General features: G+C 73.0%; 12 protein-coding genes. 8 read left to right on the forward strand and 4 right to left on the reverse strand.

Annotated features, from left to right (window positions below):
* Positions 1 to 303 precede the first annotated feature (303 nt).
* The gene (locus ABZ249_RS14710) at positions 304 to 798 is read left to right on the forward strand and encodes a ferritin-like domain-containing protein (RefSeq protein WP_355262297.1); all 495 of its coding nucleotides are present in this window, start codon (positions 304 to 306) and stop codon (positions 796 to 798) included.
* 43 nt (positions 799 to 841) lie between these two features.
* Complete coding sequence (locus tag ABZ249_RS14715) at positions 842 to 1,288, forward strand: DUF4439 domain-containing protein (protein ID WP_355262300.1); 447 nt, start codon at positions 842 to 844, stop codon at positions 1,286 to 1,288.
* Positions 1,289 to 1,390: 102 nt separating this feature from the next.
* Here the strand turns inward: ABZ249_RS14715 and ABZ249_RS14720 are convergent, their stop codons facing one another.
* Complete coding sequence (locus ABZ249_RS14720) at positions 1,391 to 3,127, reverse strand: proline--tRNA ligase (protein ID WP_355262450.1); 1,737 nt, start codon at positions 3,125 to 3,127, stop codon at positions 1,391 to 1,393.
* Positions 3,128 to 3,305: 178 nt separating this feature from the next.
* Between ABZ249_RS14720 and ABZ249_RS14725 the strand changes: the two genes are divergently transcribed.
* The 6 genes from ABZ249_RS14725 (at position 3,306) to ABZ249_RS14750 (ending at position 9,233) form a co-directional block, all read left to right on the forward strand.
* Positions 3,306 to 4,148, forward strand: a complete 843-nt coding sequence (locus tag ABZ249_RS14725) for a fused MFS/spermidine synthase (RefSeq protein WP_355262303.1) — start codon at positions 3,306 to 3,308, stop codon at positions 4,146 to 4,148.
* Positions 4,149 to 4,265: 117 nt separating this feature from the next.
* The gene (locus tag ABZ249_RS14730; RefSeq protein WP_355262306.1) at positions 4,266 to 5,432 is read left to right on the forward strand and encodes a sensor histidine kinase; all 1,167 of its coding nucleotides are present in this window, start codon (positions 4,266 to 4,268) and stop codon (positions 5,430 to 5,432) included.
* Positions 5,433 to 5,435: 3 nt separating this feature from the next.
* Entirely contained in the window at positions 5,436 to 6,113 is a 678-nt protein-coding gene (locus tag ABZ249_RS14735) for a response regulator transcription factor (protein ID WP_355262309.1), read from the forward strand.
* A 147-nt stretch (positions 6,114 to 6,260) separates the two neighbouring features.
* Positions 6,261 to 7,523: a cytochrome ubiquinol oxidase subunit I gene (locus ABZ249_RS14740; RefSeq protein ID WP_355262312.1), complete on the forward strand. Its 1,263-nt coding sequence runs from the start codon at positions 6,261 to 6,263 to the stop codon at positions 7,521 to 7,523.
* Between the two features lie 14 nt (positions 7,524 to 7,537).
* Entirely contained in the window at positions 7,538 to 8,464 is a 927-nt protein-coding gene (locus ABZ249_RS14745; RefSeq protein ID WP_355262315.1) for a cytochrome d ubiquinol oxidase subunit II, read from the forward strand.
* 436 nt (positions 8,465 to 8,900) lie between these two features.
* The gene (locus tag ABZ249_RS14750; RefSeq protein WP_220559387.1) at positions 8,901 to 9,233 is read left to right on the forward strand and encodes a hypothetical protein; all 333 of its coding nucleotides are present in this window, start codon (positions 8,901 to 8,903) and stop codon (positions 9,231 to 9,233) included.
* Positions 9,234 to 9,900: 667 nt separating this feature from the next.
* Here ABZ249_RS14750 and ABZ249_RS14755 read toward each other — a convergent pair.
* From ABZ249_RS14755 to ABZ249_RS14765, 3 genes are all read right to left on the reverse strand, one after another.
* The gene (locus ABZ249_RS14755; protein WP_220559386.1) at positions 9,901 to 10,170 is read right to left on the reverse strand and encodes a DUF6406 domain-containing protein; all 270 of its coding nucleotides are present in this window, start codon (positions 10,168 to 10,170) and stop codon (positions 9,901 to 9,903) included.
* 251 nt (positions 10,171 to 10,421) lie between these two features.
* The gene (gene secA2 / locus ABZ249_RS14760; RefSeq protein ID WP_355262453.1) at positions 10,422 to 12,728 is read right to left on the reverse strand and encodes an accessory Sec system translocase SecA2; all 2,307 of its coding nucleotides are present in this window, start codon (positions 12,726 to 12,728) and stop codon (positions 10,422 to 10,424) included.
* A 108-nt stretch (positions 12,729 to 12,836) separates the two neighbouring features.
* The gene (locus ABZ249_RS14765; protein WP_220559385.1) at positions 12,837 to 13,457 is read right to left on the reverse strand and encodes an ATP/GTP-binding protein; all 621 of its coding nucleotides are present in this window, start codon (positions 13,455 to 13,457) and stop codon (positions 12,837 to 12,839) included.
* Positions 13,458 to 13,581 lie beyond the last annotated feature (124 nt).

A 13,581-nucleotide genomic window follows, 5' to 3' on the forward strand; every position in this document is an offset into this window, starting at 1 on the left:
GTACGTAAGTCTTCGACTGGTGGGTCCGCTCCCGCTCGGGGACGCGAACCGGCCGCGCGTCGCGTACGACGGCGGTCGTGGTGCAAGGGTATCCACACCCGGACCCCTTCCAGGTCGCCGTCCGTGGCGGGGGCGCGTCGGGGTGTGTCCCGGCGGACCCGCAGGCCCTGTCCCGCAGGGGGTGTGGACGGGGACCGGTTCCGGCGCCGGGCGTGGAAAGATGGGAGCGCGAGAACGAAGAGGCCGGGCGTCCGGCGCCGAGGGCGGTGCGGGGCAAAGGGCCGGGCACGGAGGGGAGAGCGCGTGGGCGAGGTCGGGGTCAGCCGCCGTACGGTCCTGGGCGCGGCGGCGGCGGTCGCCGGGGCCGTCGGCCTGAGCGGGTGCGGCGGGGCCGACTGGTATCCGGCCGACGTGACCCCCGACGAGCACGTGGTCCGCTCGCTGCTGTGGGAGAAGGAGCTGGTCGCGGCCCGCTACGCCGCGGCGATCGAGACCGGCTCGGGGCCGTCCGACCTGCTGGAGCGGTTGCGCGCCCACCACCTGGAGCACGTGGACGCGCTGACGGCGGCGCTGCCCGAGGACTCGGCGGCGGAGGAGTCGGCGGCCCCGTCCGGGGAGCCGACCGACCCGGCCCCGGACACCGCGCCCGACGCCGAGGGGCTGCGGGTGCTGGAGGCCTCGGCCGCGGCGGCCCGCATCGACCAGGCGGCGGCGGTGTCCGACCCCGGCCTGGCCCAGCTGATCAGTGGTATCGGGGCCTGCGAGGCCGTGCACGCCCACCTGCTGGCGCGCGCGTGAGCGGCCGGGCGATGGAGAGAGCGATGGAAGGTGGCGGTGCCCGGTGAGTGACGCGGACCTGTCCGTCGAGGCGGCCGACGACGGCCCCGCGGCCCTGGCGGAGGCCCTGGCCGCCGAGCACGCGGCGGTGTACGGGTACGAGTTCGCGGGCGGGGCCGGGGGCGACCTCGACTACCGCACCCGGGCCGGGGAGGCGGCGCTGGTGCACAAGGCGCTGCGTGACGAACTGCACGCCCTGTCGGTGGCCGCGGGTGTGGACCCGGCGCCCGCGCTGGCGACCTACCCCCTGCCGGCGTCGCGCGACGACGCCGCCCTGGACGCCTTCCTGCTGGGGCTGGAGGAGGCGACGGCCCGCGCCTACGCGTGGCTGTCGGCCGCCCGCGACACCGACCTGCGCACCGCGGGGGCCCGCGGCCTCCAGGAGGCGGCGGTGCGGGTGGTCGAACGCGGCGGGGAGCCCGGAGCCCTGCCGGGCTTCGACGAGGCCTAGCGCCCGCCGCCCTCCCGCGCCCTCGGGGCGCCGGGCGGGCAGGGACACGGACTGACGGAACGGCCCCGCCCGGGGTTGCGGGCGGGGCCGTTCCGGCGCGGGTCAGGCGCGGCAGGCGGCCGCGGCGCGCTCGACGATCGCGTCCAGGGCGACCTCCTCGCGCTCCCCGGTGGCGCGGTCGCGCAGCTCCACCACGCCGTCGGCCAGGCCGCGGCCGATGATGACGGCGGTGGGCACGCCCAGCAGCTCGGCGTCGGTGAACTTCACGCCCGGCGAGACGCCCTTGCGGTCGTCCACCAGCACGCGCAGCCCGCGGGCCTCCAGCTCGCCGGCGATGCGCAGCGCCTCCTCGATCTGGTCGCCCTTGCCGGTGCCGATGACGTGCACGTCGGCCGGGGCGATCTCACGCGGCCAGATGATGCCCTTGTCGTCGTGGGACTGCTCGACGACCGAGGCCACCACCCGGGAGACGCCGATGCCGTAGGAGCCCATGGTGATGCGCTTGGGCTTTCCGTCCGGGCCCAGGGCGTCGACCTGGAAGGCGTCGGTGTACTTGCGGCCCAGCTGGAAGATGTGGCCGATCTCGATGCCCCGCGCGGTGTACAGGGTGCCCTGCCCGTCCGGGGAGGGGTCGCCGTCGCGGACCTCGGCGACGTCGATGACGCCGTCCGGGGTGAAGTCGCGCCCCGCCACCAGGTCGATGACGTGGTGGTCGGTCCGGTCGGCGCCGGTCACCCAGGCGGTGCCGGTGACCACGCGCGGGTCGACGAGGTAGCGGACCTTGTTGTCGAGCAGCGCGCGGGGGCCGATGTAGCCCTTGGCCAGGAACGGGTTGGCGGCGAAGTCCGCCTCGTCCAGCAGCGCCACCTCGGCGGGCTCCAGGGCGGCCTCCAGGCGCTTGAAGTCCACCTCGCGGTCGCCCGGCAGGCCGACGGCCAGCAGCTCCCACTCGTCCGAGCCCGGGGCGCGGGTCTTGACCAGGACGTTCTTGAGGGTGTCGGCCTCGCTGAAGTCGCGGCCCAGGTCGAGACCGTTGAGGAAGTCGACGAGGGTGCGGATGGTGGCGGTGTCCGGGGTGTGGTGGACCTTCGCCTCGGGCAGCCCCTCGACCGGCAGGGCGGCGGGGGCCGGGGTGGTGACCGCCTCGACGTTGGCGGCGTAGTCCGACCCCGTGCTGCGCACGAAGGTGTCCTCGCCGGTGGGCGCGACCGCGAGGAACTCCTCGGAGGCCGAGCCGCCCATGGCGCCGGAGGTGGCCTTGACGATGACGTACTCCAGGCCCAGCCGGTCGAAGATCCGGATGTAGGCGGCCCGGTGCTTGTCGTAGGACTCCTGGAGCCCGGCGTCGTCGATGTCGAAGGAGTAGGAGTCCTTCATGTGGAACTCGCGGCCGCGCAGCACGCCGGCCCGGGGCCGGGCCTCGTCGCGGAACTTCTCCTGGATCTGGTACAGGATGACCGGGAAGTCCTTGTAGGAGGAGTACTCGCCCTTGACCAGGAGGGTGAAGACCTCCTCGTGCGTGGGGCCGAGCAGGTAGTCGGCGCCCTTGCGGTCCTGGAGGCGGAAGAGGGTGTCGCCGTACTCCTCCCAGCGGCCGGTCGCCTCGTAGTACTCCCTGGGCAGCAGCGCGGGCAGCAGCAGCTCCTGGCCGCCCATGGCGTTCATCTCCTCGCGCACCACGCGGGCGACGTTCTCCAGGACGATCTTGCCCAGGGGCAGCCAGGAGTAGACGCCGGGGGCGGCGCGGCGCACGTAGCCGCCGCGGACCAGCAGCTTGTGGCTCGGCACCTCGGCGTCCGCCGGGTCCTCACGCAGGGTGCGCAGGAACAGGGTCGACATCCGCAGTAGCACGGCCACTCCTCGGTGAACGCGCCCCGGCCGGGGCGCGGGTGTTGGAACAACTCGAAAGAATCAGGGGAACCCCAGGCTAGCGCCACCGGGGGGCGCAGCGCGCGGCGATTCCCCGACCTGTGGACGGCTACGCTGGGGGCCGCACCGGGACGGACGGGACGGGGACATGGGCGGACGCGGGACACGGGAAGACGACGAGGTCGTCGGGGCGCCGGGCATGGAGCTGCTGGCCGACGCCGACCGGGCCGAATCGTGGTTCCTGGTGGTGGACGGCACGCCCCAGTCGCACGTGGACCTGTCGGACCCCGGGCACCTGGACTTCTCCTACGTGCGGCGGATCGCGCACGCCGCAGACCTGGTCGCCCCCGCCCGGGAACCGGTCGACGCCCTGCACCTGGGCGCCGGGGCGCTCACCCTGGCCCGCTACATCGCGCACACCCGTCCGGGTTCGCGCCAGCGGGCGGTGGACGTGAACGCCCCGCTGGTGGAGCTGGTGCGGCGGCGGCTGCCCTGGGACCGGCGCGCGCAGCTGCGGGTGGGGATCGGCGACGCCCGGGAGTGGATCGCGGCCCGGCACGACGCGAGCGCCGACCTCATCGTGTCCGACGTCTTCGCGGGGGCCCGCACCCCGGCCCGGCTGACGTCGGTGGAGTTCTACGCCGAGGCCGCCCGGGTGCTGCGCCCCGGCGGGCTGCTGGCGGTGAACGTGGGCGACGGCGGCGCGCTGGCGCACACCCGCGGCCAGGTGGCGACCGTCCGGGAGGTGCTGCCGCACGTGGCGCTGTCGGCGGAGCCGGGGGTGCTGCGCGGCCGCCGGTTCGGCAACCTGGTGCTGACCGCGTCCCACGGGCCTCTGCCGGTGGACGAGCTGTCCCGGCGGGCCCACCGCGACCCGGAGATGGCCCGGCTGCTCTCCGGCGAGGAGCTGGACCGGTTCGCCTCCGGCCGCGGCCCGGTGCGCGACACCGGCGCGGTCGACTCCCCCGCACCGCCCGACGGCGTCTTCTGACCGCCGTCCTCCGGCCGCCCGGGGCGGCGGGGTACTCCGCGGGGAGTAGGCGCGGGGCCGCGATCGCCTCCCGGGGGAGGACGGAAACCCCTACGTGCGGGCCGTACCGTCGAGGGTGTGACAGCACTACTCCCGCGCCCCGCACGGACCGACACCTGGATCGCCCTGAGCCTGCTCCTGCTGTCGGCGGGCAGCACGTTCGTGGTCCAGATGACGGATCCCGCGACCGGTGCGCGCGACCCCTGGCCGTGGGGGTACGCGCTCATCGCGGTCGCCTCCCTGTCCCTGCTGTGGCGCACCGCCTTCCCCTGCGCCGTCGGACTGGTGTCGGTGAGCGCGGCGACCGTCTACTACCCCCTGGGCTTCCCCGACGGCGTGGTCATGGCCTGCACCGCCGTCATGCTCTACAGCCTGGTCCGGTGGGGGTACCGCACGTTCGGCTGGACCCTGGGGATCGTGCAGTTCCTGGCCGTGAACGGCTACGAACTGGCGGCCAACGAGACGTTCCGCCCCGAGGCGCTGGGCATCGTCGGGTGGGTGCTGGTGCTGCTGTGCGCCGGCGAGGTGGTGCGCTGGCGGCAGGAGTACCTCAAGGCGGACCGGGAGCGAGAGGCCGAGGCCGGCCGCACCCGGGAGGAGGAGCTGCTGCGGCGGGCCTCCGAGGAGCGGCTGCGGCTGGCCCGCGACGTCCACGACACGGTCGCGCACAACATCTCGCTCATCAACGTGCAGGCCGGCACCGCCCTGTACCTGATGGAGAGCGAGCCGGAGCGGGCCTCCCAGGCGCTGGCCACCATCAAGCAGACCAGCAAGGACACGCTGGTGGAGCTGCGCGCCATCCTCGGGGTGCTGCGGGCGGCCGACGAGGGCGCGCCGCGCTCCCCCGTCGCCGGGGTCGACCGGATCGACGAGGTCGCCGAGGCCGCCCGGGGCGCCGGGATCGCGGTGGAGGTGAAGGTCGCCGGCACCCCCGTGCGGCTGCCGGTGGGCACCGACTCCGCCGCCTACCGGACCGTGCAGGAGGCGCTCACCAACGTGGTGCGCCACGCGGAGGCGGACCGGGCCACGGTGCTGGTCGACTACCTCCCCGACGCGGTGGTGGTGGAGGTCGCCGACAACGGGCGGGGCACCCTGGGCTCCCCCGCCGCGGGCAACGGCATCAGCGGCATGCGCGAGCGGGCCGCCCTGGTCGGCGGGACGGTGGACGCGGGCCCGCTGGAGGGTGGAGGATTCCGGGTGCGGGCCCGGCTGCCGATCACGGGTTCCGAAGAACGAACGGGGTGAACGTTGATCCGCGTACTGCTCGCCGACGACCAGGCGCTGGTGCGGGCCGGCTTCCGCGCCCTCCTGGACAGCGCGGACGACATCCAGGTGGTCGCCGAGGCCGCCGACGGCGAGGAGGCGGTGCGGCTGGCCCGCGCCGAACGCCCCGACGTGGTCCTCATGGACATCCGCATGCCCGGGGTGGACGGCCTGGCGGCGGCCGCGCGCATCATCGCCGAGCCCGCCCTGGAGAAGACCCGGATCATCATCCTGACCACGTTCGACCTGGACGAGTACATCTTCGAGGCGCTGCGCTCGGGGGTGAGCGGGTTCCTGGTCAAGGACACCGAGCCGCGCGACCTGTTGCAGGCCGTGCGGGTGGTGCACCGGGGCGAGGCGCTGCTGTCGCCGGGGATCACCCGGCGGCTGATCTCGGACTACACCAGCCGCCCGCGCGCGAACGCGGAGCCGTCGCCGCGCCTGAACGGCCTCACCGACCGGGAGCGGGAGGTGGTGGCGCTGGTGGGCCGCGGGCTGTCCAACGAGGAGATCGCCCGGGAGCTGGTGCTCAGCCCCGCCACGGCCAAGACCCACGTCAGCCGGGCCATGGTCAAGCTGGGCGTGCGGGACCGGGCGCAGCTGGTGGTGCTGGCCTACGAGTCGGCGCTGGTGACCCCCGGCTGGAGCGGACGGAACCCCTAGGGGACCCCCGTAACCCCCCGGGAGTAGCGCCCCGGGGCCGGCTACCCCCGTGGGAGACGGGCGAAAGCCCTCCGCCGGACGATGCCCGGGACCGGACCCGCGGCGGATGCTTCTCGTGATTCCCGACGACGATCACGAGGCCCTGCGATGTTCGACGATCCCCTCCTCCTGGCGCGGCTCCAGTTCGCGTTCACGGCGGCGACGCACTTCATGTTCGTGGCCCTGACCCTGGGGCTGGCGCCCTACATCCTCACCGCCCAGCTGCGGGCGACCCTGTCCGGCGACCGGGAGCGGATGTCCGCGGTCCGCTTCTGGGGCGGGCTGTACCTGGTCAACTACGGCATGGGCGTGCTCTCCGGACTGGTCATGGAACTCCAGCTGGCGCTCAACTGGAGCGGCCTCCAGGAGATGTACGGCTACTCCTTCGGGGCGCCGCTGGCCCTGGAGACGATGACGGCGTTCTTCATCGAGTCCACGTTCCTGGGGCTGTGGATCTTCGGGTGGGACCGGATGGGCCGCTGGGCGCACCTGGGGTGCTTCGCGGTGGTCACCGCGACGGCGTACCTGTCGGCCTGGTGGGTGCTGGTGTCCAACGGGTTCCTGCGCAACCCGGTGGGCTTCGAGATGGTGGACGGCGTCGCCCACCTGACCGACCCGGTGGCGCTGATGACGAACCCCGCGGCGACGATGGCGTTCGGGCACATCGTGACCGGCGCCCTGCTGGTGGGCGCGGCGGTGATCATCGCGACGAGCGCCTACCACCTGCGGCGCGGAAACGACCCGCAGCGGATGTTCTCGCGCGGCATCGGCTACGGGGCGCTGGTGATGGTCCTGCTGCCGATCCCGGTGGCGGGCTTCGGCGGGGTGCAGTTCGGTCTGTTCGGGCAGGACCCGCCCACCAGCGGCCAGACCTACTCCGCGGCGGAGATCGAGGCCATCGAGGCGGCCGGCAGCGGGGTGCACGCCGGCGTCGGGACCGCCGCGGAGGTCTTCATGATGGGCATGTGGGGCCTGATGTTCCTCCTGGGGCCGGTGCTGCTGCTGGGCTGGGTGATCGCCCGTGTGTCCAAGAGCGCGCGGAGGCTGCGGGGGGCGCTGTACCCGCTGGCCGTACTGCCCTTCCTGCCCTACCTGGCGAGCGTCGGCGGGTGGGTGTTCCGGGAGACCAACCGCCAGCCGTGGACCGTCGTGCACCACCTGACCACCGCCGACGCGGTGACGCCGATGTCCCCGGCGGCCGCCGCGGCCTCCTTCGGGCTGTTCACGCTGGCGTTCGCGCTGCTGGCCGGGACGACCTGGTGGCTGCTCGTGCGGTTCGCCCGGCGCGGCCCCGAGGGCGGCCCGCTGGCCGAGCGCCGCGACGACGGCGCCGCCCCGGCGGAATCCTCCACCCCCGTCCCCACGTTCTGAACCGGAGCCGTGCCATGTCGGACGTCCTTTCCTCCCTGTCCTCTCTTCTGCTCGCCCTGTTCGTCGTCGGCTACCTGGTGCTGGCCGGGGCCGACGTGGGGCTGGGCATGCTGATGCCGCGCGTGGCGCGCGGCCCCGACCAGCGGCGCCGGGTGGTGGCCGCGATCGCCCCCTACTTCCTGGCCACCGAGGTGTGGCTGGTGGCCCTGGTGGGGGTGCTGGCCGGGCTGTTCCCGTCCGTGGAGCACCACGTGGTGGCGCGGCTGTGGCCGGTGCTGGTGGCGCTGGCCGCGGGGCTGCTGGTGCGCGACGCGGGCCTGTGGCTGCGCTCGCGGGTGCCGGGCCCGGGGTGGGCGGCCCTGTGGGACGGCGCCGTCGTCGCGGGCAGCTGGACACTGGCCCTCTCCTGGGGCTGGGTCCTGGCGTCGCTGGTCGCCGGCGAACCGGGGGTCTCCCTGTTCACGGTCCCGTGCGCGCTGACCGTGGTGCTGCTGTTCGCGCTGCGGGGTGCCGCCTTCGGGGCCGAGCGGCTGGTCGGCGAGTCCGACGCCGAGAGCGCGGACGTGGCCGCCCGCGACACCCGCCGGATCGCCCTGGCGGCCCTGGCGGGGACCCTGGTCACCGCCGTGTCCGCCCCGCTGTCGGGCGCCGGAGTGGGCGCGGCGGCGGTGGTCCCGGCGGTGGTGCTGGCGGCCGCCCTGGCGGCGACCGCGGGGCTGTCCGGCCCGATGCTGTCCCGGCACACCTCCGCGGTGGCGATCGCGGTGCCGGGCGTGCTGGTGGCGGTGGTGGGAGACCTGCCGCTGGCCCCGGTCCCGGACACGACCGCCGTGCTGGTGTGGTCGGTGCTGGCCCCCGCCATTCCGGTCATGCTCATCGGCCAGGTTTGGCTCTACCGAATGACGCGTCGCCCGAGCCGTTCCCCGGGCTTCTTCGCCTGAGCCCGGATTCGCCCGGGCCGGTGGGGACGGGCCGCCGGGGCCCCGGCGTGTCGGTCAGGATTCGTCAAGGACACCGTCCCGGATTGGGAAAGCCCGGCCCCGGGCACGTCATCTGTCGGGAACCGCGCCGCCCGGCGCGGTGGACCGGACTCCGGACCGATCCGAGGAGGGATCATGACCCACCCCCTGACCACTCCCCCGAGCGCCTGCAGCTGCGGTTCGGGCTGCGGGTGCGGCTGCCAGAGCGGCGGTTCGTGCGCCTGCGGCGGCGGCTGCGGCTAGCCCGTACCCGACCCCCTTCCCGGCGGGCTGCCCCTCCCCTTGGGGGCAGCCCGCTCCCGTGCACTCCTCCCCGTGTCGCGACATTGCGCGATGATAGGTATACGCTGAGTCACTAGATGTATCTGCGCATCCACCCGTTGGGGGGAGATCGGCGATGCCGTTCACCAGGCCGACGAAAGGGAGTGCCACCGAGCACGCGTTACTGCTCCGGTGCGTCGAGGGCATCCGGGAGCGCTCGGCCCGGGCGGTCCCCTGGGAGCCCGACACGGTCGGGATACCGCGGGGCGGCTCCGAGAGCCCGCTGTCCCGGATCAACGACGTGGCCTTCTACGCGAACGCGCGCAACGACGTGGCGGCCCTGGCGGGGGTGTGCGCGGAACTGCTGCGGCTGCACCACCCCGTCGAGGAGGAGGGCGGCACGTGCGCGGGGTGCGGACTGGCCTGGCCCTGCCCCACCTTCGAGGAGATCTCGCGCCTACTGGCCTGAGACGGCCGCCGCCCGCCGGTCCCGGGGCGCGATCCGGTCTCGGCGGGCGACGATCCTCACCGGCCGTCCTTGGCGCCGGGTGACCGAACCACCGGACGCCCTCACCGGGCCGGGCATGGCCTGAGCGTAATACTGAAACTCGTTCTAATGCAAGCCCCGCAGGGCAGCACTTCCCCAGCAGGGGAACGACTTCCTTCCGCCAGATGGCACTGGAACCGGTTATGAGCCCTCCCCCGGGCGAGGTCAAGGCCGTCCCCGGAGGCGGGAACGGGGCGGGAAGGCGGAAGCAGAAGGCCCCCGCCGACGGCGGGGAGGCCAGGCCCAGGGGCGGGGGACAGCCCCTGGGACCGGCCACGGGGCGGCGGGCGCGGCGGCCCGGAACGGGGCGCGCCCTGCCCGAACGACGTTAACGAGGCGGCGGTAACACGGACACCCCCCTTCCGATAACCGGAGCGTCTCGATTCCCCCGACGCCGACCGAAATACCCGCCGTGACCTGCGACGACACCGGCGCTCACCGTTACCGGACACTCACCGGGAGAAAACATGCCACATACGAAAAACCGGGAACCGTCACCCTGTGCGACCTTTCCGTAAAGGTTGCACGGGGTTGCGATTCCCGGCCCAAGCAAACAGGGGTGCCCGCCGGCCCGCCGGCGGGCGTGAACTCAGCTAATGCGCGTGGCCAGCAGATAAGCGGACGGGGACTCCGCGTCGACGATATCGGTGACCCTCCACACCTGGCCGCCGACACTGAACACGTCGCCCACACGGACGTCGATCATCGGCGTGGGCCGCCACTCCTTGGGGCCGCCGATCTTGGCGACCGCCCGGCCGTCCTCGTCGATCCAGAACTGGCCGCCGCCCACGGGGCCGCCGAGGAAGCGGTCATTGCGTCCGTAACTGATCTTTTCCTGCGCGCCGATTTCGTGGACCACAGCAGTTTCTGTCCCAACCGTCTCGGATTCTCTGGAAAACGCAGCCATGTTAACCCGCACCGGTCAATTCCGCATGGCGATTCCCCCGCCACGGAGGCTTTTCAGAAGAGTAGCCGACAAAAGTAAGTGCGGGCCGGGACCAAAGTCCCGACCCGCACCAGGGAAAAGCGGGGGGCACGAACCCCCGAGAACACGCGTTCCCGGAAGATCTCCCCGGAACACGCGTCCCCCGGAACACGTGCCCCTGGAAACTACTTGTTCCCCTTGTTCCCCATCAATCCCTTGAGACGGCCCGCCACGGCCTCCAGGGCCGAGCTGAACGGGTGGTCGTGGACCATGTACGTCCACGTCATCGACGGCCGCTTGACGCCCACCTCGGAGACGTCCAGGGCGCCGTCCTCGACCTCCAGCTCCTCGAAGCTCTCCGCGGCCCGCGAACGGGCGTCGTCCAGGAAGCCCTTGAACACCGGCACCGCGTCGCGGTTGAACTCGTCCAGCGGGTCCCGGCGGCCCAGGAAGCGCAGGTGGATGCCCTCGCGCAGCTCCGACAGGAACGCGTTGTGGTCGGTCCAGCCGCGGTCCAGGTGGTACAGGGTGATGAGCCGCGCCGCGTCGGCGACCGCCTCCTCCCCCACCTCCTCGACCAGCTCCGCGTGCTTCTCGGGACGGTCCTTCTTGATGTGCCGGTCGCCCTCGTCGCCGGTGAGGACCAGCTCGCGGTGCTCCAGGACCACGTCCCGCTGCACGTCGATGAGCTGGTTGTAGCGCCAGGTGTTGCGGTGCACCTCCAGCAGCTGCCCCTCGGCGACCCGCTGGGCGTGGTCCACCATCGACAGCCAGGCCGGGTCGGTGATCTCGCCGCGGTCGTCGGTGGAGTACCCGGAGGTCTCGGACGCGTTGTTGACCACCACGTCGTCGTCCATGCTGACGAAGAACACCGAGTCGCCCGGGTCGCCCTGGCGCCCGGCGCGGCCGCGCAGCTGGCCGTCCAGGCGGCTGCTGGGGTAGCGGCCGTAGCCCATGACGTACAGGCCGCCGGCCTCGACCACCCGGTCGCGGTCGGCCATGTCGCTGCCGCCCAGGCGGATGTCGGTGCCGCGGCCGGCCATCTGGGTGGACACCGTGATGGCGCCGTGGGTGCCCGCCTCCGCGATGATGGCGGCCTCGTCGGCGTCGTTCTTGGCGTTGAGGACCACGCACTCCAGGCCGGCCTTGCGCAGCCGCTCGGCCAGCCGCTCGGACTCGGCGACGTCCTGGGTGCCGATGAGGATGGGACGCCCGGTGGCGTGCACCTCCTCGACCTCCTCGATGAGGGCGTCCTCCTTCTCCTCGCGGGTGGCGAAGAGGTGGGTGCCGTGGTCCTCGCGGACGTTCGGCTTGTTGGAGGGGATGACCGCGACCTCGAGCTCGTAGAACTCGCGCAGCTGCTCGGCCACCGCCATAGCGGTACCGGTCATCCCGGCCCGGGTCGGGTAGCGCAGGATCAGCGACTGGACGGTGATGGAGTCCAGCACCTCGCCGGTCTCGCTGACCGCGACCTTCTCCTTGGCCTCGACGGCCGCCTGCAGGCCGTCCGGCCAGCGCTGGAGCAGGGCGATGCGGCCGCGGGACTCGTTGATGATCCGGACCTCGCCGTCGCGCACCACGTAGTGGACGTCGCGCTGGAGCAGCACGTGGGCGTGCAGCGCCAGGTTGACCTGCGGCAGCAGGGACGACTCGTCCTCGGCGTACAGGTCCACGCCGCCCAGCGCCTTCTCGACCGCGTCGATCCCGGCGTCGGTGAGCTGGACGTTGCGGCCCTCGCCGTCGATCTCGTAGTGCATGCGCGGCTTGAGGGTGCGCACGATGTCGGCCATCTCCACGTCGGCGTCGACCCGCTCGGCAGCGCCGGCCAGCACCAGCGGCACGCGGGCCTCGTCGACGAGCACGGAGTCGGCCTCGTCGATGATGGCGACGTGGGGCTCGGGGACCACGCGGTCGGCGATGTCGGTGACCATGCGGTCGCGCAGCACGTCGAAGCCCAGCTCGCTGACCGGGGCGTAGGTGACGTCGCAGGAGTACGCCGCGCGCCGCTGCTCGGTCGTGGAGTCCTCGGTGATCCACCCGACGGTGACGCCGAGCATGTCGTACAGCGGCTTCATCCACTCGGCGTCACGACGGGCCAGGTAGTCGTTGACGCTCATGACGTGGACGCGCCGGCCGCGCAGGGCGAAGCCGGCGGCGGCCAGGGCACCGGTCAGGGTCTTGCCCTCACCGGTGGCCATCTCGGCCACGTGCCCGTCCAGCAGGGACATGACGCCCAGCAGCTGGACGTCGAAGGGGCGCTCGTCGAGGGCGCGCCGGGCCGCCTCGCGGCCCACCGCGCACAGCGACACGAGGTCGTCGCGCCCGTAAGGGAGGTCGCCGGTGCCGAGTTCGATGGCCCTGTCCGTCAGCTCGGTGTCGTCGAGCTCGCGCAGACCATCCTCCTCGGCCTCGATAGCCGACAGGAGCTTGGTATAAGGCCGCAGATCCACCGCGCCGGGCTTACCCAGCAGACGGCGCACGCTTTCCGCCATTCGTCCGAACACCACCACAGGGTAACGCCGGACACACACCCCACAAGACCCCGAACGCGCACGTTCGAGAACCGGCCGCGCGGACGCGGCGGCCGGTCTGCACCGGGATCAGACCACGAGCCGGCTCCCCCCGCTCTGGCGGGCCTCCACCGCCATGGCGTGCTTGACGAGGGTCACCAGCACCCGCACGACCGATCTGCGGTCGCGGGCGTCGCAGCGCACGACCGGGACGTCGGGGGTGAGGTCGAGGGCGTCGCGCAGGTCGTCGGCGGTGTACATCGACGCCTCGGGGTCGAACTCGTTGACGGCCACGACGAACGGCAGCCGGTACTGGCGCTCGAAGTAGTCCAGGGCCTGGAACGTGTCCTCCAGGCGGCGGGTGTCGGCCAGGATCACCGCCCCCAGGGCCCCGCGCACCAGGTCGTCCCACATGAACCAGAAGCGCTGCTGGCCGGGGGTCCCGAACAGGAACAGGGTCAGGTCCGTGTCGAGCGAGATGCGGCCGAAGTCCATGGCCACGGTCGTGGTCTGCTTGTCCGGGGTGTGGGAGAGGTCGTCCACCCCGGCGCTGGCGGCGGTCACCGCGGCCTCGGTCCGCACCGGCGGGATCTCCGAGACGGCGCCGACGAACGTGGTCTTGCCCACGCCGAAGCCCCCGGCGATGATGATCTTGGTGGACAGCGCGCCGGGTGCTTGAACGTCGTTCGTGGTGTTGGCTGGATCGATCACAGTCACAGTCCTAGCGAGAGTGCCGGGTCCGAACGGACGGGTGCGGCTCGCACGGCCCGGGCTAGCGAGGGGCGCGACGCCCCCGGGTCCGGCCTCCCCGCGGACCTTCACGGGTTCCTTCAGC

The sequence above is a fragment of the Nocardiopsis sp. NPDC006139 genome, assembly GCF_040614155.1.
Taxonomy (GTDB): domain Bacteria; phylum Actinomycetota; class Actinomycetes; order Streptosporangiales; family Streptosporangiaceae; genus Nocardiopsis; species Nocardiopsis changdeensis.